Genomic DNA, 26124 nt, shown 5'->3' on the forward strand with positions numbered 1-26124 from the left:
CCGCGCCGGGCGGCCGACTGCAGTGCTCGTCTACCTCATACGGCGGCTGTTCAACGTCGCCGCCACGCTGCTGGTGGTCTCCGTGGTCACCTTCGGCATCTTCTTCGCGGTCCCGAAGCTGACCGGCAGCGATCCCGCGCTCATGTACGCCGGACGCGAGACCAACGAGACCGCCCTGGCGGGCATCCGCGTGAAGATGGGCTTCGACAAGCCGATCTCCGAGCAGTACCTGCTCTTCGTCAAGGGAATCTTCGCCGGCCGCGACTACGACGGCGGCACGGGCGTCACGCACTGCGCGGCACCGTGCTTCGGCTACTCCTTCAAGACCGAGGCGCCCGTCTGGCAGACCATGATGGACCGCATCCCCGTCACCCTCTCGCTCGCCCTCGGCGCGGCGGTCATCTGGGTGCTCGCGGGCGTGGCCACCGGCGTCGTCTCGGCACTCAAACGCAGGACCGCCATCGACCGGACGGTGATGGTCGGCGCCCTCGCCGGCGTCTCCCTGCCGATCTTCTTCACCGGCATGGTCGCCCCCGCGATCTTCGTCTACAGCCTCGGCTGGCTGGACGTCTCCAACTACAAACCCCTGACCGAGGATCCGCTGGCCTGGCTCAACAGCCTGATCCTGCCCTGGGTCACCCTCGCCTTCCTCTTCGCCGCGACCTACGCCCGCATCACCCGGGCGACGATGCTGGAGGTCCTCGGCGAGGACTACATCCGCACCGCCCGCGCCAAGGGCCTCAAGGAGGGCGTGGTCATCCGCAAGCACGCCCTGCGCTCCACCCTCACGCCGATCGTCACCATGTTCGGCCTGGACCTCGGCGGCCTCCTCGGCGGCGCGGTGCTCACCGAGACCACGTTCAACTTCCAGGGCCTGGGGACGGCGGCCGTGGCCGCCATCAGCCAGGGCGACCTGCCCGTGATCATGGGCGTCACCCTCCTCGCCGCGCTCTTCGTGGTGCTGGCCAATCTGATCGTGGACCTGCTGTACGCCGTCATCGACCCGCGCGTGAGGCTGACGTGACCGAGAACCAGAACAACGGCGCGCCCGCCTTCGTGCCCGAGCAGGGGACCCCGCGCGACGGCGCCCCCTTCCTGTCCGTGCGCGACCTGAAGGTGCACTTCCCCACCGACGACGGGCTCGTGAAGTCCGTCGACGGCCTCTCCTTCGACCTCGAACGCGGCAAGACCCTGGGCATCGTGGGCGAGTCCGGCTCCGGCAAGTCCGTCACCTCGCTGGCCATCATGGGCCTGCACCGCACCGGCAACGCCCGCAGCCGCCCGCACATCTCGGGCGAGGTCGTCCTCGACGGCGAGGAGCTCGTCGGCGCCTCCGCCGACCACGTGCGCCGGCTGCGCGGCCGGAAGATGGCGATGGTCTTCCAGGACCCGCTGTCCGCGATGCACCCGTACTACTCGGTCGGCAAGCAGATCATCGAGGCGTACCGGACCCACCACGACGTCGACAAGAAGACGGCCCGCACCCGCGCCGTCGAGATGCTCGACCGCGTCGGCATCCCCGAGCCCCACCAGCGCGTGGACGCCTACCCGCACGAGTTCTCGGGCGGCATGCGCCAGCGCGCCATGATCGCGATGGCCCTGGTCAACAACCCCGAACTGCTCATCGCGGACGAGCCGACCACCGCCCTGGACGTCACCGTCCAGGCGCAGATCCTCGACCTGATCCGCGACCTGCAGAAGGAGTTCGGCTCCGCGGTCATCATGATCACGCACGACCTCGGCGTGGTCGCCGAGATGGCCGACGAGCTCCTCGTGATGTACGGCGGCCGCTGCGTCGAGCGGGGTTCCGCCGAGAAGGTCTTCTACGAACCCCGGCACCCCTACACCTGGGGGCTGCTCGGCTCCATGCCGCGCATCGACCGCGACCAGACCGACCGGCTGATCCCGGTCAAGGGCTCGCCGCCCAGCCTCATCAACATCCCGAGCGGCTGCGCCTTCAACCCCCGGTGCCCCTACGCCGACGTGCCCAAGGGCGGCATCACCCGCACCCAGCGCCCCGAGCTGACCGAGGACGGCAGCCGGCACTGGTCCGCCTGCCACATGTCGCAGGAGGAGCGGACCCGGATCTGGACCGAAGAGATTGCGCCGAAGCTGTGACCGACATGAAGAAGGCACCCGCCTCCTCCGCCGCCCCCGCGGACACCGCCGAGCCGGAGACCCTCCTGAAGGTGTCCGGCCTGGTCAAGCACTTCCCCATCAACAAGGGGCTGCTGCGCCGCCAGGCCGGGGCCGTCAAGGCCGTCGACGGGATCGACTTCGAGGTCCGGCGCGGTGAGACCCTCGGCGTCGTCGGCGAGTCCGGCTGCGGCAAGTCGACGATGGGCCGCCTCATCACCCGCCTGCTGGAGCCCACCGGCGGCCGCATCGAGTTCGAGGGCCGGGACATCACGCACCTGGGCGTCTCCCAGATGCGCCCGCTGCGCCGCGACGTGCAGATGATCTTCCAGGACCCGTACGGCTCGCTGAACCCCCGCCACACGGTCGGCGCGATCGTCTCGGCCCCCTTCAACCTCCAGGGGGTCACCCCGGAGGGCGGGGTCAAGGCGGAGGTCCAGCGGCTGCTGTCCCTGGTCGGCCTGAACCCGGAGCACTACAACCGCTACCCGCACGAGTTCTCCGGCGGCCAGCGCCAGCGCATCGGCATCGCCCGCGCCCTGGCCCTCAAGCCGAAGCTCGTCGTCGCGGACGAGCCGGTCTCCGCGCTGGACGTGTCGATCCAGGCCCAGGTGGTCAACCTGCTGGACGACCTCCAGCAGGAGCTGGGGCTCACGTACGTGATCATCGCGCACGACCTGTCGGTCATCCGGCACGTCTCGGACCGCATCGCGGTGATGTACCTCGGCAAGATCGTGGAGCTGGCCGACCGCAAGTCGCTGTACGAGTCCCCGATGCACCCGTACACGAACGCCCTGCTCTCCGCCGTCCCCGTCCCGGACCCGCGCCGGCGCGGGGCGAAGAGCGGCCGCATCCTGCTCAAGGGCGACGTCCCCTCCCCGATCTCCCCGCCGGCCGGCTGCCGCTTCCACACCCGCTGCTGGAAGGCGACGGAGATCTGCAAGACCCAGGACCCGCCCCTGATCCCCCTCAAAACGGGCCACCAGGTCGCCTGCCACCACCCGGAGAACGCCGCGGACCAGACCCCGGCCGAATCCAGCCCCGCCGGCGTTTGAGGCGGTCTTTTCCAGCCCCGCCGGCGATTGAGGCGGAAACGGTGAAAGGGCGGGGCGGGGAGAAGGCTCCGCGCAGCGGAACCCCCGACCCCGCCCCACCCGCCACCGGCGCAACCGCTGGCCGCAGGCCCCGCCGCCCCAGGTGACAATGAGACGTGCTCCACGATCTCTTCCCGCCCGGCGTCCAGCACGCCCTGGACCTCGCCGGCATCTTCGTCTTCGCCCTCGCCGGCGCCCTCCTCGCGGTCCGCAAGAACTTCGACGTCTTCGGCATCGCCGTACTCGCCCTGGTCACCGCCCTCGGCGGCGGCCTCTTCCGCGACCTCTGCATCGGCGCCGTCCCGCCCGCCGCCTTCAGCGAGCTCAGCTTCTTCGTGACGCCCCTGCTCGCCGCCGCGCTCGTCTTCTTCCTCCACCCCGAGGTGCAGCGCATCAACCGGGCCATCAACGTCTGTGACGCCGCCGGCCTCGGCCTGTTCTGCGTGTCCGGCACCACCAAGGCCTACGAGTTCGGCCTCGGCCTGACCTCCTCCGCCGCCCTGGGCGTGGCCACCGCCGTCGGCGGCGGCGTCCTGCGCGACGTCCTCGCCAACGAGGTCCCCTCGCTGCTCCGCGACCGCGAGATGTACGCCGTCCCCGCCGTCGTCGGCGCCTCGATGGTCGCCCTGTTCATCAGCTTCGAGGTGCTGAACGCCCTGACGACCGCCCTCGCGATCGTCACCACGTTCGTCCTGCGCATCCTGGCGATGCAGTACCACTGGCGCGCCCCGCTGGCCTGGAACCGCCGCTCCTCGGTGGCCGAAGAACCCTAGGTCCTCCACCCCGAAAACAAAAGCTACCGCTTAGTAGCTTCCGCGTGTACCGTCGAAGACATGTCACACGCAGCGGCCCAGGCATCCATCGGCGACAGCGAATTCGACCGCGACACCACCATCACGCCCCGCGCGGGCGAGCCCGGGGTGTACGACGCGGAGCTCTCCGCCGGCTGGACGATCATCACCGCCGTCAACGGCGGCTACCTGCTGGCCCTGGTCGGCCGGGCCCTGTCGGCGGCCCTGCCGCACCCGGACCCCTTCACCGTCTCCGCCCACTACCTGACCTCCTCCGTGCCCGGCCCCGCCGTGATCCGCACCGAGGTCGTCAGGGTCGGCCGAACCCTCTCCACCGGCCAGGCCTCCCTCTTCCAGTTCGACGAGAACGGCGCCGAGGTCGAGCGCATCCGCGTCCTCGCCTCGTACGGAGAGCTCGCGGCGCTCCCCGACAGCGTCCACACCGTGGCCCGGCCGCCCGTCATGCCGGCCTACGAGGACTGCCTCGGCGCCGAGGCGGGCCCCGCCCCGATCCCGGGCAGCAGCGCCATCGTGGACCGCCTCCGGCTGCGGCTGGACCCGGCGACGGCCGGCTGGGCCGTCGGGGCGCCCTCGGGCAAGGGCGAGATGCGGGCCTGGTTCGAGCTGGCCGACGGCCGCGACGCCGACCCCCTGTCCCTGCTCCTCGCCGTGGACGCCCTGCCCCCGACCGCCTTCGACCTCGGCCTGCTGGGCTGGGCCCCGACGGTCGAACTCACCACCCACATCCGCCACCGCCCGGCCCCGGGCCCCCTCCGCGTGGGCATCGTCACCCGCAACCTGGCGGGCGGCTTCCTGGAGGAGGACGCGGAGGTCTGGGACTCGGCCGACCGCCTCGTCGCCCAGTCCCGCCAGCTGGCCAGGGCCCCGCGCTAGACCGGGCCCGCCGTCCCCGGGGGGAGACGGCGGGCCCGCGCCACACCCCGCGGCCCGGCCTCGGTCCGCTGGAACCGGCCGGGACCCGACCCGGCCGGGACCCGGCGGGGCGGGCGGCTCGTAGAATCAAAAAATCATGGCCTACCTCGACCACGCCGCGACCACACCGATGCTCCCGGAAGCCGCCGCGGCGATGACCGCGCAGTTCGCCGCCACCGGTAACGCCTCCTCCCTGCACGCCGCCGGCCGCCGCGCCCGCCGCACCGTCGAGGAGGCCCGCGAGGCCCTCGCCGAAGCGCTCGGAGCCCGCCCCAGCGAGGTGGTCTTCACCGCCGGCGGCACCGAGGCCGACAACCTCGCCGTCAAGGGCCTCTACTGGGCCCGCAGGGACGCCGACCCGGTCCGCACCCGGATCCTCGCCAGCCCCGTGGAGCACCACGCCGTCCTCGACGCGGTCCACTGGCTCGCCGAGCACGAAGGGGCCGACGTCGAGTACCTCCCCGTCGACCACCACGGCCGCGTCCGCCCCGAGGTCTTCCGGGCGGCCGTCGAGCGCAACCCCGACGACATCGCCCTGGCCACCGTCATGTGGGCCAACAACGAGATCGGCACCGTCATGCCGGTCCACGAGCTCGCCGCCGTCGCCCGGGAGCACGGCGTCCCGCTGCACTCCGACGCCGTCCAGGCGGTCGGACAGCTCGACGTCCGCTTCGGGGACAGCGGCCTCGCCGCCCTGACCCTCAGCGGCCACAAGATCGGCGGCCCCTACGGCATCGGCGCCCTGCTCCTGGGCCGCGACCAGACCCCCGTCCCCGTCCTGCACGGCGGCGGCCAGGAGCGGCACGTCCGCTCCGGGACCCTCGACGTGCCCGCCATCGCCGCCTTCTCCGTGGCCGCCGTACTCGCCGCCGAGCGGCGCGAGCGGTTCGCCGCCGACATCGGCGCCCTGCGCGACGAGCTGATCGCCGCCGTCCTGGCCGCCGTCCCCGACGCCGTCCTCGGAGGCGACCCCGAGGACCGGCTCCCGGCCAACGCCCACTTCAGCTTCCCCGGCTGCGAGGGCGACTCCCTGCTGCTGCTCCTGGACGCCCAGGGCATCGAGTGCTCGACCGGCTCCGCCTGCACCGCGGGCGTCGCCCAGCCCAGCCACGTCCTGCTCGCGACGGGGACCGACCCCCAGCTGGCCCGCGGCACCCTGCGCTTCTCCCTCGGGCACACCTCCACCAAGGAGGACGTCGCGGCGGTGGCGGCGGCCATCGGCCCGGCCGTGGACCGGGCCCGCACGGCCGGCCTGAGCTAGCCGGTCCCCGCCGGAGCGGTCCGGGAGAGCTCCTCCCGGACCGTCCGCAGGTAGCGGTCCCAGTCCCAGTGCGGTCCCGGGTCGGTGTGGTCGGCCCCCGGGACCTCCGAGTGCCCCAGGAAGTGCGTGCGGTCCACCGGTATGTGATACCTCCGGCAGACGTCCGCCGCCAGCCGCGCCGACGCCGCGTACATCGCGTCCGTGAAGTCCTGCGGCCGGTCCACGAACCCCTCGTGCTCGATGCCGACGCTGCGCTCGTTCATCGACCGGTTCCCCGCGTGGAAGGCCACGTCCAGCTCGCGCACCATCTGCTCCACATGCCCGTCCCGGCGGACTATGTAGTGCGCCGACGCCTTGTGGAAGGGGTTCTTGAACGCGTCCACCGACGAGGCGAAGTCCCCCTGTGTGACATGGACGACGATCCGGTCCACCCGGTAGTCGTCCGGCCGGTCCGCCATCCGCCAGTTCGCCGGCGAGGCCGCCGTCCAGCCCACCCCGGGGGAGTCCACCTCCCCCTCCTTGCGCGGCCTGCTCACTCCCGGCAGCAGCCACCAGGCCCGCCGGAGCTCCTCCTGCGCCGCCAGCGCCCCCACCGCGAGCACTCCCAGCCCGCCGAACAGCACCGCACGCCGGGTCCGGCCGCCGCCCTTCTGCCTCTCGGTCATGTGATCCACCCCCCACCGCCGATAACGCGCGGTGACCCGGCGCGGTTCCCCGTACCCTGGAAGGCGCTATGACTGAGAACCTGCCGCGCACCGCCCGCCCCCTCCGCGTCCTCGCCGCCATGTCAGGCGGCGTCGACTCCGCCGTCGCCGCCGCGCGCGCGGTCGAGGCCGGGCACGACGTCACCGGCGTCCACCTGGCGCTCTCCGCGAACCCGCAGTCCTTCCGGACCGGCGCCCGCGGCTGCTGCACCATCGAGGACTCCCGCGACGCCCGCCGCGCCGCCGACGTCATCGGGATCCCCTTCTACTGCTGGGACCTCGCCGAGCGCTTCCGCGAGGACGTCGTCGAGGACTTCGTCGCCGAGTACGAGGCCGGGCGCACCCCGAACCCCTGCCTGCGCTGCAACGAGAAGATCAAGTTCGCGGCGCTGCTCGACAAGGCCCTCGCCCTCGGCTTCGACGCCGTCTGCACGGGCCACTACGCGACCATCGTCGAGAAGGAGGACGGCACCCGCGAGATGCACCGCGCCTCCGACATGGCCAAGGACCAGTCCTACGTCCTCGGCGTCCTCGACGAGAAGCAGCTGGCCCACGCCCTCTTCCCGCTCGGCGACACCGTCACCACCAAGGACGAGATCCGCGCCGAGGCCGAGCGCCGGGGCCTGGCCGTGGCGAAGAAGCCCGACAGCCACGACATCTGCTTCATCGCCGACGGCGACACCCAGGGCTTCCTCGCCCAGCGCCTCGGCAAGGCCGAGGGCGACATCGTCGACGAGGCGACCGGCGAGAAGGTCGGCACCCACGACGGGGCCTACGGCTTCACCATCGGCCAGCGCAAGGGCCTGCGCATCGGCCACCCCGCCCCCGACGGCAAGCCCCGCTACGTCCTCGACATCTCCCCGGTCGACAACACCGTCACCGTCGGCCCCGCCGAGGCCCTCGACGTCACCGCCCTCACCGCGATCCGCCCCCGCTGGTGCGGCTCCACCGCGGCCGCGGCCGGCACCTACACCGCCCAGCTGCGCGCCCACGGCGGTGAGACGGAGGTCTTCGCCGAGGTCGTGGACGGCGAGCTGCGCGTCCGCTTCACCGAGCCGGTCCGCGGCGTGGCCCCCGGCCAGGCGATCGTGCTCTACGACGGCACCCGCGTGGTCGGCTCCGCCACCATCGCCACGACCACCCGGACGGCCACCGCGGGCGCCTCCGCCTGAGGCCCGGCTAGACCACCGACAGGACGATCTTGCCGGTGGTCCGGCCCCGCTCGCCGAGCTCGTGGGCCTCGGCGGCCCGCTCCAGCGGCAGCACCGCCTCCACCAGCGGCTTCAGCGCGCCGCCGTCGGCCAGCGCCGCGATCTCGCGCAGCCCCAGCCGGTCCGGCTCGACCAGCACCCAGTCCGCGCGGAAGCCGCGGGTGTCGGCCGGGACGTCGTCCGGGCCGGGCAGGGTGACCAGCCGGCCGCCCTCGCGCAGCACCGAGAGGGAGCGCTCGGCGATCTCGCCGCCCAGGCCGTCCAGGACCACGTCCACGTCCGAGACGACGTCCTCGAAGGCCACCGCGCGGTAGTCCACGACCTCGTCCGCGCCCAGCGAGCGCAGCAGCTCGTGCTTGCCCGCGCTGGCCGTGCCGATCACGTACGCCCCGCGCGCCTTGGCGATCTGCACCGCCAGGTGCCCGACGCCGCCGGCGGCCGCGTGCACCAGCACCCGCTCGCCCGGACGCACGTCGGCGGTGTCCACCAGCGCCTGCCAGGCGGTCAGCGCGGCCAGCGGCAGGGCCGCCGCCTCGACGTGGCTCAGCGAGGCGGGCTTCGCCGCCAGCTGCCGGGCCGGGGCGACCGCGTACTCGGCGTAGCCGCCCGCCTGGCGCGGGAAGAGCGGCATCCCGTACACCTCGTCACCCGGGGCGAAGAGGGTCACGCCGGGGCCGACCGCCTCGACGGTGCCGGACACGTCCCAGCCCACGATCGGGGTCTCGCCCCAGGTGATCAGGCCTCCGCTGGCCCGGGTCTTCCAGTCGACCGGGTTCACGCCGGCCGCGTGGACCCGGACGAGGACCTCGCCCAGACCGGGCTCGGGCCGGTCGATCTCCCGCTCGACCAGGTTCTCCGGGCCGCCCCACTCGTTCACGACGATCGCACGCATGTCGTTCTGCCTCATTCCATCTTTTTCCGTCTGATTCCGGGCCGTTTCCCGGCGACGTGTCTCAGACTGGGGCACCGCGCACCCCCGCGGTGTTGGCCGTTTGGCCACTATGTGACAGGATCTGGCCATGGACGAGATGCGGGAAGACACCCCGGAGACGACCCGCGCCGGGAGCGGCGCCGGCGGCAGGCACCTGGTCGCGGTGCTGGCCCTGCCGGGCTTCCCCCCGTTCGAGCTGGGCATCCCCTCCCGGGTCTTCGGCAGCGCCGTGGACGACGACGGCGAAGCCCTCTACGAGGTCGTCGTCTGCACCGCCGACGGCCTTCCCGTCCCCAGCGACTCCGGCTTCACCCTCCAGCCCGCCGCCGGGCCCGAAGCCCTCGCCGCCGCCGACACCGTGATCGTCCCGCCCACCCACGCCATGCCCGAGCTGGGCCTCGGCGGGCCGCTGCCGCCCGTCGTCGCCGCGGCCATCGCGGGCATCCGCCCCGGCACCCGCCTGGTGTCCATCTGCACCGGCTCCTACGTCCTCGCCGCCGCCGGGCTCCTCGACGGCCGGCCCGCCACCACCCACTGGAACCTCGCCCGCGAGTTCCGCCTGGCCTACCCGAGGGTCCGCCTCGACGAGGACGTGCTCTTCGTCGACGACGGGGACGTCCTGACCTCGGCCGGGGTGTCCGCCGGCGTAGACCTGTGCCTGCACCTGATCCGCCGCGACCACGGCGCCGCCGTCACCAACCGGGCCGCCCGCGTGTGCGTCGTCCCGCCCTGGCGCGACGGCGGGCAGGCCCAGTACATCGACCGCCCCGTCCCCGAACCCACCGTCGCCAGCACCACCGCCACCCGCGCCTGGGCCCTGGAACGCCTCGCCGAACCGGTCAGCCTCGCCGAGCTCGCCGCCCACGCCCGGATGAGCCTGCGCACCTTCACCCGCCGCTTCCGCGACGAGGTCGGCATGACCCCGGTCCAGTGGCTCACCGCCCAGCGGCTCGAAGTCGCCCGCGACCTGCTGGAGTCCAGCGACCTGCCCGTCGACCTGGTCGCCCACCGCGCGGGCTTCGGCACGGCCAACTCCCTGCGCCAGCACATGCGCGCGTCCCTCGGGGTCTCCCCGATCGCCTACCGCCGCACCTTCCGGCCCGCCGAGGCCGGCCGGCCCGTGTGACGTACGGCCCGTGTGACACATGACCCCGGAGGTAATCGACCGGCCCGCACCGCCCTGCCAGGATGAGATCAACAAGCCGTCCGGACAAGGGAATCGGAGCCAGACATGACCGCGTACGCCATCGGCCACATACGCCCCGAGACGATGAACGAGGACATCCTCCGGTACATCGAGGAGATCCAGTCGACCATGGACCCCTTCGGAGGCCGCTTCCTCGTCCACGGCAACCCGGTCGAGGTACTGGAGGGCTCCTTCCCCGGCGACCTGGTGCTCATCGCCTTCCCGGACATCGAGCGCGCCCGCGCCTGGTACGCCTCCCCGGCCTACCAGGAGATCCTGCCCCTGCGCACCCGGCACATCCCCGGCGACATCCTCCTCGTCGAAGGGGTCCCGGCGGGCTACGACGCCACGAGGACGGCCACCGCCCTCCGCGAGTCCGCGGGGCTCTGACACCCGCGCCCCGGCCCGCCCCGGGTGGGCGGGGCCGGTACCCGCCCCGGGGTGCGAGCATGGGCCGTATGCCTACTCACCTGATCACCGGCGCCGGCTCCGGCATCGGCGCCGCCGTCGCCACCCGCCTGCACGCCCGCGGCGACGACCTGGTCCTGCTCGCCCGCGACGCCGCCCGCGCCCGGCAGCTCGTCGAGCGCTACCCCGGCGCGCGGACCCTCGTCGGCGACCTCGCGGACCCCGAACGGCTCTCGTGGGCCTTCTCCAAGCAGCCCGTGCCCGAGCGGATCGACTCCCTGCTGCACATCGCCGGGATCGTCGACCTCGGCCCCGTCGGCGAGCTGCGCCCCAAGACCTGGCAGCAGCAGCTCAACGTCAACCTGATCTCCCCCGCCGAGGTCACCCGCCTCCTGCTGCCCACCCTGCGGGCCTCCAGGGCGACCGTCGTCTTCGTGAACTCCGGCGCCGGCCTCACCGCCCACGCCGAGTGGAGCGCCTACGCCGCCTCCAAGCACGGCCTCAAGGCCCTCGCCGACTCCCTGCGCGGGGAGGAGAAGGCCAACGGCATCCGGGTCACCTCCGTCTACCCCGGCCGCACCGCCAGCCCCATGCAGGCCAAGGTCCACTCCCAGGAGGGCAAGGAGTACGACCCCGCCGACTGGATCGACCCCGAGTCCGTGGCCACCACCATCGTCATGGCCGTCGACCTGCCGCGCGACGCCGAGGTCAACGACCTGAGCGTCAGGCCCGGCCGATGACCGCGGGCGCCACCGGCGTCGGCTCCCTGCCGGGCGGCGACGCCCGCGAGGCCGCCAAGACCGCGACGGGCTCCTTCGAGGACTTCCCGTACCTGCCCGAACTCCCCGCCCGCGGCCCCGGCGCCGACATGATCGGCCGCTCCCTCGGGCTGCTCGTCGACCTGTACGCCCACGTCGAGCCCAGCGGCTGGCGGATCAGCGACCGGCCCGGCCGCGACACCCGGCGGGCCCGCTCCTGGCTCGGCGAGGACCTCGACGCGCTGGAGGAGTTCACCCAGGGCTACACCGGCAGGCTCAAGGTGCAGGCCGTCGGCCCCTGGACCCTGGCCGCCGCCCTCGAACTGCACGGCGGCGAGGCCGTCCTCCAGGACGCCGGCGCCTGCCGCGACCTGGCCGCCTCCCTCGCCGAGGGCCTGCGCGAGCACCTCGCGGACGTCCGCAAACGCGTCCCCGGCGCCGAGATCGTGCTCCAGTACGACGAGCCCTCGCTCACCGCAGTCCTGAGCGGCCGGGTGCGCTCCGCCAGCGGCTACCGCACCTACCGGGCCGTCGACCGGCAGGTCGTCGAGAGCGCCCTGCGCGACCTCTTCTCCGTCCACGACGGGGAGGTCCTCGTGCACTCCTGCGCCCCCGACGTCCCCTTCGCGCTGCTGCGCCGGGCCGGTGCCGCGGCCGTCTCGTTCGATTTCTCCCTGCTCACCGAGCGCGAGGACGACGCCATCGGCGAGGCCGTCGAAGGCGGCATGAAACTCTTCGCCGGAGTGGTGCCCGGCACCGACGGCCCGTTGTCGGACCCGGGCGGTAGCGTCATGGGTGTCAGGAAGCTTTGGCGCAGGCTGGGGCTGGCGCCGGGGACTCTCGCCGAGTCCGTCGTCGTCACCCCGTCGTGCGGTCTGGCGGGCGCTTCGCCCGCGTACGCCCGCGCGGTGCAGGCCCACTGCGTCAGGGCGGCGAGGTCCCTCGCGGACAACCCTGAGTGACGGTCGAGCACGGGCCACGGGAGGAAACGGCATGGCAGCCGAACAGCAGGACACGGCAGTACCGACGGCGGCGCGCGAGCAGCACCAGCTGCTCGCCGAGCAGGTCGAGGAGCACCGCTTCCGGTACTACGTGAACGACCAGCCGGTCGTCAGCGACGCCGAGTTCGACCAGCTGCTGCGCTCGCTGGAGGCCCTGGAGGAGCAGTACCCGGAGCTGCGCACCCCCGACTCGCCCACCCAGAAGGTGGCCGGGGCGTACGAGACGGACTTCGCCTCGGTCGAGCACCGCGAACGGATGCTCTCCCTCGACAACGCCTTCGACGACGAGGAGCTCGCCGCCTGGGCCGAGCGGGTCGCCCGGGACGTGAACACCCCGGACTACCACTACCTGTGCGAGCTCAAGGTGGACGGCCTCGCCGTCAACCTGACGTACGAGAACGGCCGTCTGACCCGCGCCGCCACCCGCGGCGACGGCCGCACCGGTGAGGACATCACGCCCAACGTCCGCACCATCGCCGAGATCCCGGACCGCCTCAAGGGGGACCGGGTCCCGGCCCTCGTCGAGATCCGCGGCGAGGTGTACTTCCCGATGGAGAAGTTCGAGGAGCTCAACGCCCGCCTCGTCGAGGCCGAGGGCAAGCCCTTCGCCAACCCGCGCAACGCGGCGGCCGGCTCGCTGCGGCAGAAGGACCCCAAGGTCACCGCCTCCCGGCCGCTGCACATGGTGGTGCACGGCATCGGCGCCCGCGAGGGCTTCGACATCGAGCGCCAGTCCCAGGCGTACGAGCTGCTGCGCGAATGGGGCCTGCCCACCGCCCGGCACAACGCGGTGGTCTCCACCCTCGACGAGGTGCGCGCGTTCATCACCCGCTTCGGCGAGGACCGGCACTCCGTGGAGCACGAGATCGACGGCGTCGTCGTCAAGCTCGACGAGATCGCCCTCCAGGGCCGGCTCGGCTCCACCGCCCGCGCCCCGCGCTGGGCGATCGCCTGGAAGTACGCCCCCGAAGAGGTCAACACCAAGCTGATCAACATCAGGGTCGGCGTCGGCCGCACCGGGCGCGTCACCCCGTACGCGCAGGTCGAGCCGGTGACGGTGGCGGGCTCCGAGGTCGAGTTCGCGACCCTGCACAACCAGGAGGTCGTCAAGGCCAAGGGCGTGCTCATCGGGGACACGGTGGTGCTGCGCAAGGCGGGCGACGTCATCCCGGAGATCCTGGGCCCGGTGGTGGACCTGCGGGACGGCAGCGAGCGGGAGTTCGTGATGCCGGCGGAGTGCCCCGAGTGCGGGACGGCCCTGCGGCCCATGAAGGAGGGCGACATCGACGTCCGCTGCCCCAACGGGCAGAGCTGCCCCGCCCAGTTGCGCGAGCGCCTCTTCTACCTGGGCGGCCGGCAGTCCCTGGACATCGAGAACTTCGGCATGGTGGCCGCCGCCGCCCTGACCGGCCCGCTGGAGCCGGCGCGGCCGCCGCTGCTCGACGAGGGCGACCTCTTCGACCTCACCATCGAGCAGCTGCTGCCCATCAAGGCGTACGTCCTCGACGCGGACAGCGGCCTGCCCAAGCGGGACCCGAAGACGGGCGAGGAGAAGATCGTCACGGTCTTCGCCAACCAGAAGGGCGAGCCGAAGAAGAACGCCCTGGCCATGCTGGAGAACATCGCCGCCGCCAAGCAGCGCCCGCTGGCCCGCATCATCAACGGCCTGTCCATCCGGCACGTCGGACCCGTCGCCGCCGAGGCCCTCGCCCGCGAGTTCCGGTCCATCGACCGGATCGAACAGGCCACCGAGGAGGAGCTGACCGCGACCGAGGGGGTCGGCGCGATCATCGCCGCCTCCCTCAAGGAGTGGTTCGCCGTCGACTGGCACCAGGAGATCCTGCGCAAGTGGCGGGCGGCCGGGGTGCGCATGGAGGAGGAGGGTTCCGGCGAGGAGGAGGGCCCGCGCCCCCTGGAGGGCCTGACCGTCGTCGTCACCGGCACCCTGCAGAGCCACACCCGCGACGGCGCCAAGGAGGCCCTGCAGAGCCGGGGCGCCAAGGTGACCGGCTCGGTGTCGAAGAAGACCTCCTTCGTCGTGGTCGGCGACAACCCCGGCTCGAAGTACGACAAGGCCGTCCAGCTGAAGCTCTCGATCCTCGACGACGCGGGCTTCGCCGTCCTTCTCGAACAGGGTCCCGACGCGGCCCGGGAAGCGGCGCTTCCGCTGGACGGCGCGGCCGAAGGCGAGTAGTACCGCGAACGGATGCGCGGCGTGCGGCCGTACGGGCGGGCGCACGCCCGGCGCGGCCGCCGGTGGTAAACGGCCGGTACATGCCTGGTCGAAGGCCGGTGAGCTGTCGGATCATCGGAAGGGTGACGGGGGGGTCCTGGTCCAAACTCACCCGTTCGGCGGATACCGTACTGATGAGGATGGCTGGGTCGCATTCGGGCAACCACCGCCGACTGCTGCCCCTGGGAGCCTCTCCCGTCCTACTGTTGTGGGGTGCGCCTGTCGTGTGCGGCTGCCTGATGTGCCGTCCAGCCGTGATGGCATGACATCGGGGCCATCGCGCGACATCGGCATCGCCGGCTGTGAGAGGGACGGGCATGAAACCCACCGAAAGCGCCGACCCGTCACCTGAATTCGGCGGGGAACTCCCGCCCTTGCGGGCGGGCCGGCTGGGTGTCCTGGGTGCCAGGACACCGGAGACCCGTCCCCTGGACACCGGAGCGGGACAGCAGCGCCGCACCGTGCTGCCCGCGGCCGTCGTGGCCCTCGCCGCCGTGGTGCTCGCGGCCGGGGTGGCCGCGGCACTGACCGACCGTCAGGCGCTCTTCCCGGGCGGCGCGGTCGGCTGGGCCCTGGCCCTGCTCACCGGCATCATCGTCGGCCACCTCGTCGCCCTCGGCCGGGACCGCTGGTGGGGCGGTACGGGCTCGGGCGCCGCCCTCACCCTGGGCGTGCTCATCCTCTACGGCTGGGTCCCCGCCGGACTCGTCTCGCTCGCCGTGGTCTCCCTGGTCGGGGCCGCCCGGCGGCACCGCTGGCGGCAGGGGCTGCTGCACGGCTCCGTCGACATCCTCGGCATCGCCGCCGGGGCTCTCGTCCTCGCCGCCTTCGGCGACGCGCCGAGCGTGGAGTCCCCCTGGCTGCCCACCACCTGGAACCTGGCCGCCGCGCCCGAGGTGGCCCTGGTGGCCGTCTCCTACCTCCTCGTCACCCGCGTCCTGCTGTGGTTCGCGCTCACCCCGCCCGGCGGCGGCCTGCCGACGGTGGCCCGCACCGCCCTCCTGCGCCAGGCCCTGGTGGCGGCCGCCCTGCTCGGCATCGCCCCCCTGATCTGCGTGGTCGCCAGCACCCAGCCGGTGCTGCTGCCGCTGTTCGCCGTACCGCTCATCGCCCTCGACTCCACCCTGTGGATCGCCCGGGCCCGCGCCGAGGAGCAGCTCCGCGACCCGCTCACCGGGCTGCCGAACCGGCAGTGGCTGCTGGAGCGCACCTGGTCCGCGCTCGACGAGGCTGAACGTTTGGGCACCCGCTCGGCCCTCGTGCTGATCGACCTCGACCGCTTCCGCGCCGTCAACGACACCCTGGGCCACCTCGCCGGCGACCGCCTGCTGCTCCAGATCGCCGCCCGGCTGCGGCAGGCCCTGCCCGAGGAGGCGGAGGCGGCGCGCCTGGGCGGCGACGAGTTCGCGGTCCTGCTGCCCACCACCGACTCCACCACCAGCGCCCAGCGGGTCGCCCGCCACCTGGTCGCCGCGCTCAGCTCCCCGCTGGACCTGGACGGCCTCACCCTCGTCCTGGAGGCCAGCGCCGGCCTCGCCGTCTTCCCGGACCACGCCCTGGACGCCGAGGGCCTGCTGCGGCGGGCCGACGTGGCCATGTACCAGGCCAAGCGGGACCGCACGGGCGTCGAGGTCTACGAGTCGAAGCGCGACAGCAACACCCCCGACCGCCTCGGCCTCCTCGGCGACCTCCGCCGGGCCCTGGACGCCGGCGAAGTGGAACTCCACTACCAGCCCAAGGTCCGCTTCGACGGCCAGGTGGCCGGCCTGGAGGCCCTGGTCCGCTGGGTCCACCCGGAACGCGGCCGGGTCCCTCCCGACGAGTTCATCGCCATCGCCGAGACCTCCGGCCTGATGCCGCACCTGACCGAGTACGTCCTGGAGACCGCCCTGGCCCAGGTCGCCCGCTGGCGCGCCCAGGGCCTGAAGGTCCCGGTCGCGGTCAACGTCTCCCCGCGCGACGTCCACACCCCCGGCTTCGCGGGCGCCGTCGCGGCCCGCCTGGCCCGTCACGGGGTACCGGCGAGCGGCCTCCAGCTGGAGATAACGGAACACGTCCTGCTTGAGGACCCGCAGCGCGCGGCGGACACCATGGCGGGCCTGACGGGCCACGGCGTGAAGATGTCCCTGGACGACTTCGGCACGGGCTACTCCTCCCTGGTCCACCTGCGCCGCCTCCCGGTGAGCGAGCTCAAGATCGACCGCTCGTTCGTCGCCCGCCTCGCGGTGGACGCCCAGGACGCGGAGATCGTCCGCTGCACGGTCGACCTGGCCCACTCCCTGGGCCTCCTGGTCGTCGCCGAGGGAGTCGAGGACGACGAGACGTGGGAACGCCTGCGGGACCTGGGCTGCGACGCCGTCCAGGGCTGGCTCGTCGCCGCCGCCATGCCCCCGCAGGAGGCCACGGCCTGGCTCCTGGCCCGGGGCGAACGCGGCTGGCGCCGCCCGGCGGACATCACGGCGGAACTGGCCGCCGCGGCCGACACCCCGGCCCCGTAGCGGAACCCCGGCGCGGGGTCCGGGGCAGAGCCCCGGGGAGCCCCGCGCCGCAGGCCGGCGGCAAACCGTTTACCAGCTCGGGGGCCGGGCCCCATAGGATTGGGCCCGAAACTACACACTCACCACCCCCAGAGGATCGCTGCATGCCTGGCATCACGCGCGAGGAGGTCGCCCACCTCGCTCGGCTGGCACGTCTGGAACTGAAGAGCGAAGAGCTCGACCACTTCGCCGGACAGCTCGACGACATCATCGGCGCGGTCGCCCGCGTTTCCGAGGTCGCCGACCAAGACGTCCCGCCGACCTCCCACCCGCTCCCGCTGACGAACGTCATGCGCGCGGACGAGGTCCGTCCCTCGCTCACCCCCGAGCAGGCGCTTTCCGGCGCTCCCGCCCAGGAGCAGCAGCGTTTCAAGGTGCCGCAGATCCTGGGGGAGGACTAATCACCATGGCTGACACCAACATCATCAAGCTGACGGCCGCCCAGACCGCCGAGAAGATCGCCTCCGGCGAGCTCACGGCCGTCGAGGTCACCGAGGCCCACCTGGCCCGCATCGACGCGACCGACGAGAAGGTCCACGCCTTCCTCCACGTCGACCGCGAGGGCGCCCTCGCGCAGGCCCGCGCCGTCGACGCCAAGCGCGCCGCGGGCGAGGAGCTCGGCCCGCTGGCCGGCGTCCCGCTCGCCCTCAAGGACATCTTCACCACGGTCGGCGTTCCGACCACCGTCGGTTCGAAGATCCTCGAAGGCTGGATCCCCCCGTACGACGCCACCCTGACGCGCAAGCTCAAGGAAGCCGACGTCGTCATCCTCGGCAAGACCAACATGGACGAGTTCGCCATGGGGTCCTCCACCGAGAACAGCGCCTACGGCCCCACCGGCAACCCCTGGGACCTCACCAAGATCCCCGGTGGCTCCGGCGGCGGCTCCGCGGCCGCCCTGGCCGCCTTCCAGGCCCCGCTCGCCATCGGCACGGACACCGGCGGCTCCATCCGCCAGCCCGCCGCCGTCACCGGCACCGTCGGCGTGAAGCCCACCTACGGCGGCGTGTCCCGCTACGGCATGGTGGCCTTCTCCTCCTCCCTCGACCAGGGCGGCCCCTGCGCCCGCACGGTCCTGGACGCGGCCCTCCTCCACGAGGTCATCGCCGGCCACGACCCGCTCGACTCCACCTCCATCGACGCCCCGGTCCCGCCGGTCGTCGAGGCCGCGCGCAACGGCTCCGTCGCCGGCATGCGCGTCGGTGTGGTCAAGCAGTTCCGCGGCGAGGGCTTCCAGGCCGGCGTCACCCAGCGCTTCGACGAGTCGGTGGAGCTCCTCAAGGAGCTCGGCGCCGAGATCGTCGAGCTGGACTGCCCGTCCTTCGACCTCGCGATGGCCGCGTACTACCTGATCGCGCCGTCCGAGTGCTCCTCGAACCTGGCCCGCTTCGACGCCATGCGCTACGGCCTGCGCGTCGGCGACGACGGCACGCGGTCCGCCGAGGACGTCACCGCCCTGACCCGCGAGGCCGGCTTCGGCGACGAGGTCAAGCGCCGCATCATCCTCGGCACGTACGCGCTCAGCTCCGGCTACTACGACGCGTACTACGGCTCCGCCCAGAAGGTCCGCACGCTCATCACCAAGGACTTCGAGAAGTCCTTCGAGCAGGTCGACGTGATCGTCTCCCCGACGACCCCGACCACCGCCTTCGCCATCGGTGAGCGCACCGACGACCCGCTGGCGATGTACCTCGCGGACATTTGCACCATCCCGACCAACCTGGCCGGCAACTCCGCCATGTCGCTGCCCTGCGGCCTGGCCCCGGAGGACGGCCTGCCGGTCGGTCTGCAGATCATCGCCCCGGCGATGAAGGACGACCGTCTGTACAAGGTCGGTGCGGCCGTCGAGGCCGCCTTCGTCGAGCGCTGGGGCCACCCGCTGCTTGAGGAGGCTCCGTCGCTGTGAGTTCTAGTGCGCTGTCCAAGGCCAAGGGCTTCAAGAAGTCGAAGACCGGGACCTACCTGTCGATGGGCACCACCGCCTTCGGTGCCTTCAGCGTGCTCAAGCAGGTCCGCAAGGCCCGCACCGAGCACGACACGCTGCAGCTCGTCGACGCCGTCGTGTCCGCCGCCGCCATCGTCACCGGCCTCGCGATCCTGTACCGCGAGCTGAAGCGCCTGGGCGACGACGACGTCCTGCTGGGCTGAGAGGGAAAGTTTCACCGTGACCACCTTCACCGAACTGCTGTCGTACGAGGACGCTCTCGCCTCGTACGACCCCGTCATGGGCCTTGAGGTCCATGTCGAGCTCGGCACCAAGACCAAGATGTTCTGCGGCTGCTCCACCGAGCTGGGCGCCGAGCCCAACTCGCAGACCTGCCCGACCTGCCTCGGTCTGCCCGGCTCGCTGCCGGTCGTCAACGCGATCGGCGTCGAGTCCGCCGTCAAGATCGGCCTCGCGCTGAACTGCGAGATCGCCGAGTGGTGCCGCTTCGCCCGGAAGAACTACTTCTATCCGGACATGCCGAAGAACTTCCAGACCTCCCAGTACGACGAGCCCATCGCCTTCAACGGCTACCTGGACGTCCAGCTGGAGGACGGCGAGATCTTCCGCGTGGAGATCGAGCGCGCCCACATGGAGGAGGACACCGGCAAGTCGCTGCACGTCGGCGGCGCCACCGGCCGTATCCACGGCGCGTCCCACTCCCTGCTCGACTACAACCGAGCCGGCATCCCCCTCATCGAGATCGTCACCAAGCCGATCGAGGGCGCCGGCGAGCGGGCCCCCGAGGTCGCCAAGGCGTACGTGGCCGAGCTGCGCGAGGTCATCAAGGCGCTCGGCGTCTCCGAGGCCCGCATGGACAAGGGCCAGATGCGCTGCGACGTCAACCTGTCGCTGCGCCCGAACGGGACGAAGGAATTCGGCACCCGCTCGGAGACGAAGAACGTCAACTCGCTGCGCTCCGTCGAGCGCGCGGCCCGCTTCGAGATCCAGCGCCACGCGGCGGTGCTCTCGTCGGGCGGCTCCATCGTGCAGGAGACCCGGCACTTCCACGAGGAGGACGGCTCCACCACGGCCGGCCGCATCAAGGACAACGCCGAGGACTACCGGTACTTCCCGGAGCCCGACCTGGTCCCCGTCGCCCCGGCCCGCGCCTGGGTCGAGGAGCTGCGCGGCGGCCTCCCGGAGATGCCGCGCGTGCGCCGCAACCGCCTCCGCGAGGAGTGGGGCGTTAGCGAGCACGACATGCAGTCCATCCTCAACGCGGGCGCGGTGGACTCCATCGTCGCCACGATCGAGGAGGGCGCCGACTCGGCGGCCGCCCGCAAGTGGTGGATGGGCGAGCTCGCCCGCAACGCCAACGAGCAGGGCGTCTCGGTCGACGAGCTGCCGATCACCCCGGCCCAGGTGGCCCGGATCGCGGCCCTGGTCGCGGCCGGCGACCTGAACGACAAGCTCGCCCGCCAGGTCATCGAGGGCGTCCTCGCCGGCGAGGGCACCCCGGACGAGGTCGTCGAGAAGCGCGGCCTGAAGGTCGTCTCGGACGAGGGCGCGCTGGGCGCGGCCGTGGACGAGGCCATCGCGGGCAACGCGGCCATCGCCGACAAGATCCGCGGCGGCAAGGTCGCCGCCGTCGGCGCCCTGGTCGGCGCGGTCATGAAGACCACCCGCGGCCAGGCCGACGCGGCCCGCGTCAAGGAGCTCATCCTGGAGAAGCTCGGCGTCTCCGAGTAGTTCCGTTCGGCTGTGAGCACGGCGGCCCGTACCGATCGACCCGATCGGTACGGGCCGTCTCTTCTGTATGCGGAGGGGGATCAGGGGTGGAGATCGGGGCGATGGTCATCGCCGTCGTGGGCGTGGTGGGGACGCTGGGCGCGTCGCTGCTCACGCAGCGGGGCGCGGAGCGGGCGAAGCGGCGGGAGATAGAGCTCGTACGGGGGCACGAGGACGAGCGGGAGAACCTGGCCCTGCGGCGGGGCTGCTACGCGGCCCTCAACCGGGACTCCCGGCAGTACACGACCGCCCTCAACCGTCACCTGCACGTCATGCGGGAGGGCGGGATCGGGGACGCGGACCGGGAGGCGCTCGACGCGGCGAAGTCCGCGCACCGGGACACGTACTCGGAGGCGCAGATGATCGCCCCCGACGCGGTGCTCGGCCCGGCGACCGTCGTCAACCACGCCTTGACCCTGGTCTACGGCCAGGTCAAGCGCCTGGAGCGGGACGCCCCCGAGGACGGTGAGACGATGGCGACCGTTTCCCGTGCCCAGCAGGAGGTCTGGGACCTGCTCCGGGAGATGCGGGCTGCCATGCGGGCGGACCTCGGGGTGTCTTCGTCCGACTGAACGCGGGGCGGGCTCAGCGGGTGGTGCCGCCGACGAAGGCGGCCCAGGTGGTGGGGGAGACGGTGAGGACGGGGCCGTCGGTGACCTTGGAGTCCCGGACGTGGACGGCGGCGGGGTGGGCGGCGACCTCGACGCAGTCGCCGCCGGCGTCGCCGCTGTAGCTCGACTTGCGCCAGACGTAGGCGACTTCCAGGCAGTCACCGCCCTGACTGCCGCTGTAGCTCGCCTTGAACCAAGCCAGTTGCTGCGTCATGACTCTCCTAGCAGGTCGTCCAGCAGGCTCTTGCTGTGCTCGATGGAGAGCGCCTGCGAACGCAGCATCCCATACTTGAGATGGAGGAGATGGACCTCGTCCGGGTCGTCCTGGAGGAAGCCCACGTGCTGGCCTTCCAGGTAGCCGAGTTGGTCGTGGTCCGGGGTTTCCAGGAGGATCATCGGGCCATTCAGGCCCGCGTGTGTCTCGCGGTCGGTTCGGATGATCTGGATTCCCACGAAGGGGAGTTCGGCCATCGTGCGGAGATGCCGTAGTTGCCCGCGCAGGACGTCCCGGCCGCCGATGGGGCGCTCTAGCAGGGACTGCTCGATGATGAAGTGCATCACCGGAGGCTGAGGCTTCCGATGGAAGAGGGCCTGGCGTGCGGTTCGATCCTCAGTCTGCTGAGTGATCTGGTCGGCGGGCATGGGCGGGTAGAAGTTCGAGAACACTGCTTCCGTGTACTCCGGGGTCTGGAGCAGGCCAGGGATGGCCGCGTTCTGGTACGAGAGCAGGCTGAGCGCCTCCTCCTCGTGGTCCATGTACTCCCGCGCGAACGCCGGGTATCGCTCTCGCCGCGGAATCGCGGTTGCCGCGTTGAGTACGGCCCCCTTCGCGTCGAGGTGGGGCTCCAGGACCTGGGCCATCTTCACCGACAGGGGCCGGCGGCCCTGTTCCACGGAGGCGATGGACTCCACGTCGCAGTGGGCCAGTTCGGCCAGTTTGGCCTGGGTGAGTCCGGAGAGATTGCGCTGATGGGCCAGCAGGACGCCGACGACCTTCCAAGAGCCGTTGCGCTGGGGCCTGTTGCGTTGGGGCATGCCGGACACTTTCCCCCCTCCCGGCCCCGCTGACTCCTGAACCGCCCGTACGCCACCCGTACAAAACCCTTGTACGGGGCGACTTCTGTAGCGCTCGTTACTGAATCTGTGTATCGTTCAATCCGTAACGACCGCTATAGAAATGCCGAGGGGACTCCCATGTCCGTCATCACCACGACCCCCTACGCCCGCACCGTCCGCAAGGAGAGCGGCGGCCCCGGGCTGCTGCTGGCCCACGGTGGGGGCGGGGCCGTCGAGAGCAACTTCGGGGCGATCCTCGACGAACTGGCCGCCGGGCACAGCGTCGTCGGCGTCGACTACCCCGGGACCGGGGGGACCCCGAAGGCGGACGAGCCGCTCCGGCTCGACGAACTGGCCGATCAGCTGGTGGCCGCCGCCGATGCCGAGGGGCTGGAGACCTTCGCCGTGCTCGGGTACTCGCTCGGCGGGAACGTCGCGCTGCGGATCGCCGCCCGGTATCCGGAGCGGGTGACCGCGCTCGTGCTCACCGCCACCTTCCTCCGCGCCGGGAACCGGCTGAAGCTGGTCGGTGACCTGTGGTCGGAGCTGGCGGCGCGCGGGGAGAACGAGCTGCTGGCGCGGCTGATGGTGCCGCTGGCGCTCAACCCGGCGGTGCTGGAGGGGCTGAGCGCGGAGGAGACCGAGGAGGTGGTGCGGGCGACCGCCGCGTCCGTGTCGGCGGGCACGGTCGGGCAGGTCGACCTGATCAAGGGGGCCGACCTGAGCGCGGAGGCCGCCGGGGTCTCCGTGCCGGCCCTGGTGATCGCGACCACCGAGGACCGGCTCGTGCCCCTGGAGCTCCAGAAGGAGCTGGCCGCGGCCGTGCCGGGCGCCCGGTACGCGGAACTGCCCACCGGGCACCTCCCCTTCGCCGAGCGCCCGGCCGAATGGACCGCGCTGATCACGGAGTTCCTCAGCGAGCAGCGTCCGGCCGGCTGAGGAAGGCCAGGCGGGCGGGCTTGGCCGGGAGGTAGACCTCGGGGAGGTCGATCTCCGGGAGTTCCACCTCCGGGCCCAGTTCGAAGCCGGTGCGTTCCAGCAGGGCGATGGCCTTGGCGTTGCGGGCGTCGGGCTCGCCGACCACCCGCAGCGCGCCCGCTTCGGTGAACAGGTAGGCCAGGAAGGCCTCCATCAGGGCCCCCGTGAACCCGTGCCGGGCCGCGCCCCGGCTGGGGCCGATCAGCAGGTGCACGCCGACGTCCCCCGGCCGCACCTCGTAGCACTCGCTGACCCGGTCTTCGGCGCAGTCGTACGTCTGGAACAGCGCGAGCTGCTCCCCGTCCAGGCCGACCATGAACGCGTGGTGGGTGGTGCGGCGGTCCACGTCCTCGTAGATCTCCCGCACCAGCTCGCGGCTGGCCTCGCCCATGCCCCAGAAGCGCGCCCGCTCCTCGGTGACCCAGCTGTGGATCAGCGCGGAGTCGGCGGCGGGGTCGACGGGGGTGAAGGAGACCGTGCCGAAGCCCTCGACGGGGCGGCTGTAGACGGCGGTGCGGGTCATGAGGGTTCCTTGGTGAGGCGGGTCCAGTCGGTGACGACGGGGACGAGTTCGCAGCGGGCCCAGAGCGGGAGCTGGTCGCGGTGGTGGGCGGAGCCCGTGACCCCGTCCGCGCCGAGGGGGACCGCCCAGAGGCTGTTGTCCCGGTCGGCCAGGTCCCAGACGTAGCGGGCGGCCGAGGCGCGGGCGACCGTGTCGGTGACGCCGGGGACGGAGGAGGTGGCGTTCACGCAGTCGTGGTCGCCGCCGAGGCCCGGCCACTCGGCCTCCGGGTCCGGGACGGCCTGCCAGGGGGTCAGGCGGTGGCCGTCCGACCAGGTGGTCTCGGGGGCGTCGTCCGCCGCCGTGGCCTCCAGGGCGGCGCGGACGTGCGCGGCGCGGTCCAGGCCCGGGAGGAGGGGTGTGGTGAGGAGGCCCTCCAGGGCGTAGCCGACCCGGGGGACCAGGTAGAGCCAGGGGTGGAAGACCTCCGGGCCGCCGGGGGCGCCGGCCAGGTCCGCGAAGACGGGGTCGGCCGCGAGGCGGCGTACGACGGCCGTGCGGAAGGCCGCGAAGACGGCGGCGTCGGTGCTGTCGGCCTCCATGTGCCGGTCCCAGGCCAGCAGCCGGTCGCGGAGCGCGGCCGCGGCGGGGGAGAGGGTGTCGAGGCCCGGCAGCAGGGCGAGGAGGGGTTCGGCGGAGGCCAGGTAGGTGTCGCGGTGGACCTCGGCCATGGCCTTCGGGGACCAGTCGGCCGCGCCGCTGAGCAGGGCGCGGATCCGGTCGGCGCGGTGCGGGGGCGCGAACTCCACGCCCAGCGGGGACGCGATCCCGCGCGCGTTCGCCATCACGGCGAAGCCCTGCACCGGCTCGGCGGGGATCTCGGCCCAGCCCCGCCAGGCGTGGCGGGCGTCCCAGGCGGGCACCGGGCGCAGCCGGTTCGCGGCCTCGCGCAGCGGGACGGCCCCCGCGACGCGGTGCAGCAGGCCGCCCCCGGAGTCGGCGGCGTGCACGACGTTGACGGGCTCGGCCCAGCCGTCGAGGGCGCGGTCGACGTCGGCGACGGTGCGGGCGCGCAGCAGCGCGGGCAGGGCGGCGAAGCCGAGGTCGGCGCGGACGCGGGGCGGGTAGCGCAGGGAGAGGACGGCGGAGTCGTCGTTGACGATCACCGGGCCGCGGGCGGTCTCCAGGACCTCGACCTCGACGTCCTCGCCGCCGGCGACCCTGACGGTCTCGGTGTGGCGGGCGACCGGCTCCCAGTCGCCGTCGGGGCCCAGGGCCTCGACCCCGTAGGCCGCGGGGCGCAGCCGCTCGGTGTAGAGGTCCTGGTAGTCGGCCATGGCGTTGGTGATGGCCCAGGCGACGGAGCCGGCGTGGCCGAAGTGGGCGAGGCCCGGGACGCCGGGGACGGCCAGGCCGAGGACGTCGTACTCCGGGCAGGCCAGGCGGATCTGCTGGTAGACGCCCGGGTCCTCGATGAACCGGTGCGGGTCGCCGGCGATGATCGCGGCGCCGGCGGCGGTGCGGTCGCCCGGGACCAGCCAGCCGTTGCTGCCGGCGGTGCCGGGGCCGTCGGTCGCGAAGAGGGTGGTGGCGGCGTCGCCCAGGGCGCGGGCGACGCGGTCGCGCCACAGCTTGGTGGCGAAGCCCGCGAAGAGGATGTGGGTGCCGATCCAGATGGAGAGCGGGACCCACGGCTCCCACGGGGCGGGGGTGTGGCCGGCCGCCGCGAAGCGGCCGTCGCGGGCCGCGCCCTCGGCCAGGCCGGCGTTGACCCCGTCGACGTAGGCGCCGACCCAGGCCGCCGTGTCCGGGTCCAGGGCCTCGAAGCAGCGGCGGGCGGTGTCGTCGAGGCGGGCCTGGCGGGCGAAGCGGTCCCAGGGGACGCAGTCGGCGCCGAGGAAGGAGGCGCTGGAGCCCTGCGCGCGGTGCCGCTCCACCTCCAGCTGCCAGGCCCGGTCCAGGGCGGTGGTCCGGCCCTGCGCGTAGGAGAGGCGGAGCGGGTCGGACGCGCGCAGGTGCGGGATGCCCCAGCTGTCGCGGTAGACCTCGTAGGCCTCGGTGGTCACAGCGCTCACGCT

Annotated in this window: 25 protein-coding genes; 19 read left to right on the forward strand and 6 right to left on the reverse strand. The window is 72.7% G+C overall.

The genetic code is table 11. The annotated features are described in order from the left end of the window. The first annotated feature begins 22 nt into the window (after positions 1–22). The 6 genes from AB0O29_RS06190 (at position 23) to AB0O29_RS06215 (ending at position 6215) form a co-directional block, all read left to right on the forward strand. Positions 23–1024 carry an ABC transporter permease gene (locus AB0O29_RS06190; RefSeq protein WP_045949763.1) on the forward strand — a complete coding sequence of 334 codons (1002 nt, stop codon included), beginning with the start codon at positions 23–25 and terminating at the stop codon, positions 1022–1024. Positions 1025–1056: 32 nt separating this feature from the next. After that, on the forward strand, positions 1057–2118 hold the full coding sequence (locus AB0O29_RS06195; RefSeq protein WP_365146964.1) for an ABC transporter ATP-binding protein: 1062 nt from the start codon (positions 1057–1059) through the stop codon (positions 2116–2118). A gap of 5 nt (positions 2119–2123) precedes the next feature. Continuing rightward, positions 2124–3191, forward strand: a complete 1068-nt coding sequence (locus tag AB0O29_RS06200; protein WP_365146848.1) for a dipeptide ABC transporter ATP-binding protein — start codon at positions 2124–2126, stop codon at positions 3189–3191. 155 nt (positions 3192–3346) lie between these two features. Then, positions 3347–4003, forward strand: a complete 657-nt coding sequence (locus AB0O29_RS06205; protein WP_365146851.1) for a trimeric intracellular cation channel family protein — start codon at positions 3347–3349, stop codon at positions 4001–4003. 60 nt (positions 4004–4063) lie between these two features. Beyond that, the gene (locus tag AB0O29_RS06210; RefSeq protein WP_365146854.1) at positions 4064–4915 is read left to right on the forward strand and encodes a thioesterase family protein; all 852 of its coding nucleotides are present in this window, start codon (positions 4064–4066) and stop codon (positions 4913–4915) included. 136 nt (positions 4916–5051) lie between these two features. Continuing rightward, positions 5052–6215 carry a cysteine desulfurase family protein gene (locus AB0O29_RS06215; RefSeq protein ID WP_365146857.1) on the forward strand — a complete coding sequence of 388 codons (1164 nt, stop codon included), beginning with the start codon at positions 5052–5054 and terminating at the stop codon, positions 6213–6215. Here AB0O29_RS06215 and AB0O29_RS06220 read toward each other — a convergent pair. Then, complete coding sequence (locus tag AB0O29_RS06220) at positions 6212–6880, reverse strand: N-acetylmuramoyl-L-alanine amidase (RefSeq protein ID WP_365146860.1); 669 nt, start codon at positions 6878–6880, stop codon at positions 6212–6214. The genes AB0O29_RS06215 and AB0O29_RS06220 overlap by 4 nt on opposite strands. Before the next feature lie 68 nt (positions 6881–6948). Here AB0O29_RS06220 and mnmA point away from each other — a divergent pair, with 68 nt between their 5' ends. Further along, positions 6949–8091 carry a tRNA 2-thiouridine(34) synthase MnmA gene (gene mnmA / locus AB0O29_RS06225; protein WP_365146863.1) on the forward strand — a complete coding sequence of 381 codons (1143 nt, stop codon included), beginning with the start codon at positions 6949–6951 and terminating at the stop codon, positions 8089–8091. A gap of 7 nt (positions 8092–8098) precedes the next feature. Here the strand turns inward: mnmA and AB0O29_RS06230 are convergent, their stop codons facing one another. Then, positions 8099–9022, reverse strand: coding sequence for an NADP-dependent oxidoreductase (locus AB0O29_RS06230; RefSeq protein ID WP_365146967.1), 924 nt, complete (start codon positions 9020–9022; stop codon positions 8099–8101). Positions 9023–9158: 136 nt separating this feature from the next. On the opposite strand from AB0O29_RS06230, the gene AB0O29_RS06235 reads away from it, so the two are divergent. The 11 genes from AB0O29_RS06235 to AB0O29_RS06285 all read left to right on the forward strand — a co-directional run bounded on the left by AB0O29_RS06235 (position 9159) and on the right by AB0O29_RS06285 (position 21471). Then, positions 9159–10187, forward strand: coding sequence for a helix-turn-helix domain-containing protein (locus tag AB0O29_RS06235; RefSeq protein ID WP_365146970.1), 1029 nt, complete (start codon positions 9159–9161; stop codon positions 10185–10187). Positions 10188–10292: 105 nt separating this feature from the next. Beyond that, positions 10293–10637: a DUF1330 domain-containing protein gene (locus tag AB0O29_RS06240; protein ID WP_365146866.1), complete on the forward strand. Its 345-nt coding sequence runs from the start codon at positions 10293–10295 to the stop codon at positions 10635–10637. A gap of 68 nt (positions 10638–10705) precedes the next feature. Next, positions 10706–11395, forward strand: a complete 690-nt coding sequence (locus AB0O29_RS06245) for an SDR family oxidoreductase (RefSeq protein ID WP_365146869.1) — start codon at positions 10706–10708, stop codon at positions 11393–11395. Beyond that, entirely contained in the window at positions 11392–12375 is a 984-nt protein-coding gene (locus AB0O29_RS06250; protein ID WP_365146872.1) for a methionine synthase, read from the forward strand. The genes AB0O29_RS06245 and AB0O29_RS06250 overlap by 4 nt, the downstream gene beginning before the upstream one ends. Positions 12376–12406: 31 nt before the next feature. Further along, positions 12407–14608, forward strand: a complete 2202-nt coding sequence (gene ligA / locus AB0O29_RS06255; protein ID WP_365146875.1) for an NAD-dependent DNA ligase LigA — start codon at positions 12407–12409, stop codon at positions 14606–14608. A gap of 356 nt (positions 14609–14964) precedes the next feature. Next, positions 14965–17145, forward strand: a complete 2181-nt coding sequence (locus tag AB0O29_RS06260) for a bifunctional diguanylate cyclase/phosphodiesterase (RefSeq protein ID WP_365146878.1) — start codon at positions 14965–14967, stop codon at positions 17143–17145. A 143-nt stretch (positions 17146–17288) separates the two neighbouring features. Further along, a complete protein-coding gene (gene gatC / locus AB0O29_RS06265; protein ID WP_007266718.1) occupies positions 17289–17585 on the forward strand; it encodes an Asp-tRNA(Asn)/Glu-tRNA(Gln) amidotransferase subunit GatC in 297 nt (98 codons plus the stop codon). Next, positions 17585–19090: an Asp-tRNA(Asn)/Glu-tRNA(Gln) amidotransferase subunit GatA gene (gene gatA / locus AB0O29_RS06270; RefSeq protein ID WP_365146973.1), complete on the forward strand. Its 1506-nt coding sequence runs from the start codon at positions 17585–17587 to the stop codon at positions 19088–19090. The genes gatC and gatA overlap by 1 nt, the downstream gene beginning before the upstream one ends. Positions 19091–19152: 62 nt before the next feature. Further along, positions 19153–19332: a hypothetical protein gene (locus AB0O29_RS06275; RefSeq protein ID WP_356209976.1), complete on the forward strand. Its 180-nt coding sequence runs from the start codon at positions 19153–19155 to the stop codon at positions 19330–19332. Between the two features lie 16 nt (positions 19333–19348). Then, a complete protein-coding gene (gene gatB, locus AB0O29_RS06280; RefSeq protein ID WP_365146881.1) occupies positions 19349–20860 on the forward strand; it encodes an Asp-tRNA(Asn)/Glu-tRNA(Gln) amidotransferase subunit GatB in 1512 nt (503 codons plus the stop codon). A gap of 86 nt (positions 20861–20946) precedes the next feature. Further along, on the forward strand, positions 20947–21471 hold the full coding sequence (locus AB0O29_RS06285; RefSeq protein ID WP_365146884.1) for a hypothetical protein: 525 nt from the start codon (positions 20947–20949) through the stop codon (positions 21469–21471). Between the two features lie 13 nt (positions 21472–21484). Here the strand turns inward: AB0O29_RS06285 and AB0O29_RS06290 are convergent, their stop codons facing one another. Together AB0O29_RS06290 and AB0O29_RS06295 are read right to left on the reverse strand one after the other, a co-directional pair. Beyond that, positions 21485–21724 carry a DUF397 domain-containing protein gene (locus AB0O29_RS06290; RefSeq protein WP_365146887.1) on the reverse strand — a complete coding sequence of 80 codons (240 nt, stop codon included), beginning with the start codon at positions 21722–21724 and terminating at the stop codon, positions 21485–21487. Then, on the reverse strand, positions 21721–22545 hold the full coding sequence (locus tag AB0O29_RS06295; RefSeq protein WP_365146890.1) for a helix-turn-helix transcriptional regulator: 825 nt from the start codon (positions 22543–22545) through the stop codon (positions 21721–21723). The genes AB0O29_RS06290 and AB0O29_RS06295 overlap by 4 nt, the downstream gene beginning before the upstream one ends. Before the next feature lie 159 nt (positions 22546–22704). Here AB0O29_RS06295 and AB0O29_RS06300 point away from each other — a divergent pair, with 159 nt between their 5' ends. After that, positions 22705–23505, forward strand: a complete 801-nt coding sequence (locus AB0O29_RS06300; RefSeq protein WP_365146893.1) for an alpha/beta hydrolase — start codon at positions 22705–22707, stop codon at positions 23503–23505. On the opposite strand, the gene AB0O29_RS06305 is transcribed toward AB0O29_RS06300, so the two are convergent. Together AB0O29_RS06305 and AB0O29_RS06310 are read right to left on the reverse strand one after the other, a co-directional pair. Beyond that, positions 23480–24067, reverse strand: coding sequence for a GNAT family N-acetyltransferase (locus AB0O29_RS06305; protein WP_365146896.1), 588 nt, complete (start codon positions 24065–24067; stop codon positions 23480–23482). The two genes, AB0O29_RS06300 and AB0O29_RS06305, sit on opposite strands and share 26 nt — an antisense overlap. Further along, on the reverse strand, positions 24064–26112 hold the full coding sequence (locus AB0O29_RS06310) for a penicillin acylase family protein (RefSeq protein WP_365146976.1): 2049 nt from the start codon (positions 26110–26112) through the stop codon (positions 24064–24066). Before AB0O29_RS06310 ends, AB0O29_RS06305 begins: the two co-directional genes overlap by 4 nt. Positions 26113–26124: the final 12 nt, after the last annotated feature.

It is taken from the genome of Streptomyces sp. NPDC089915 (assembly GCF_040684675.1).
Classification (GTDB): Bacteria; Actinomycetota; Actinomycetes; order Streptomycetales; family Streptomycetaceae; genus Streptomyces.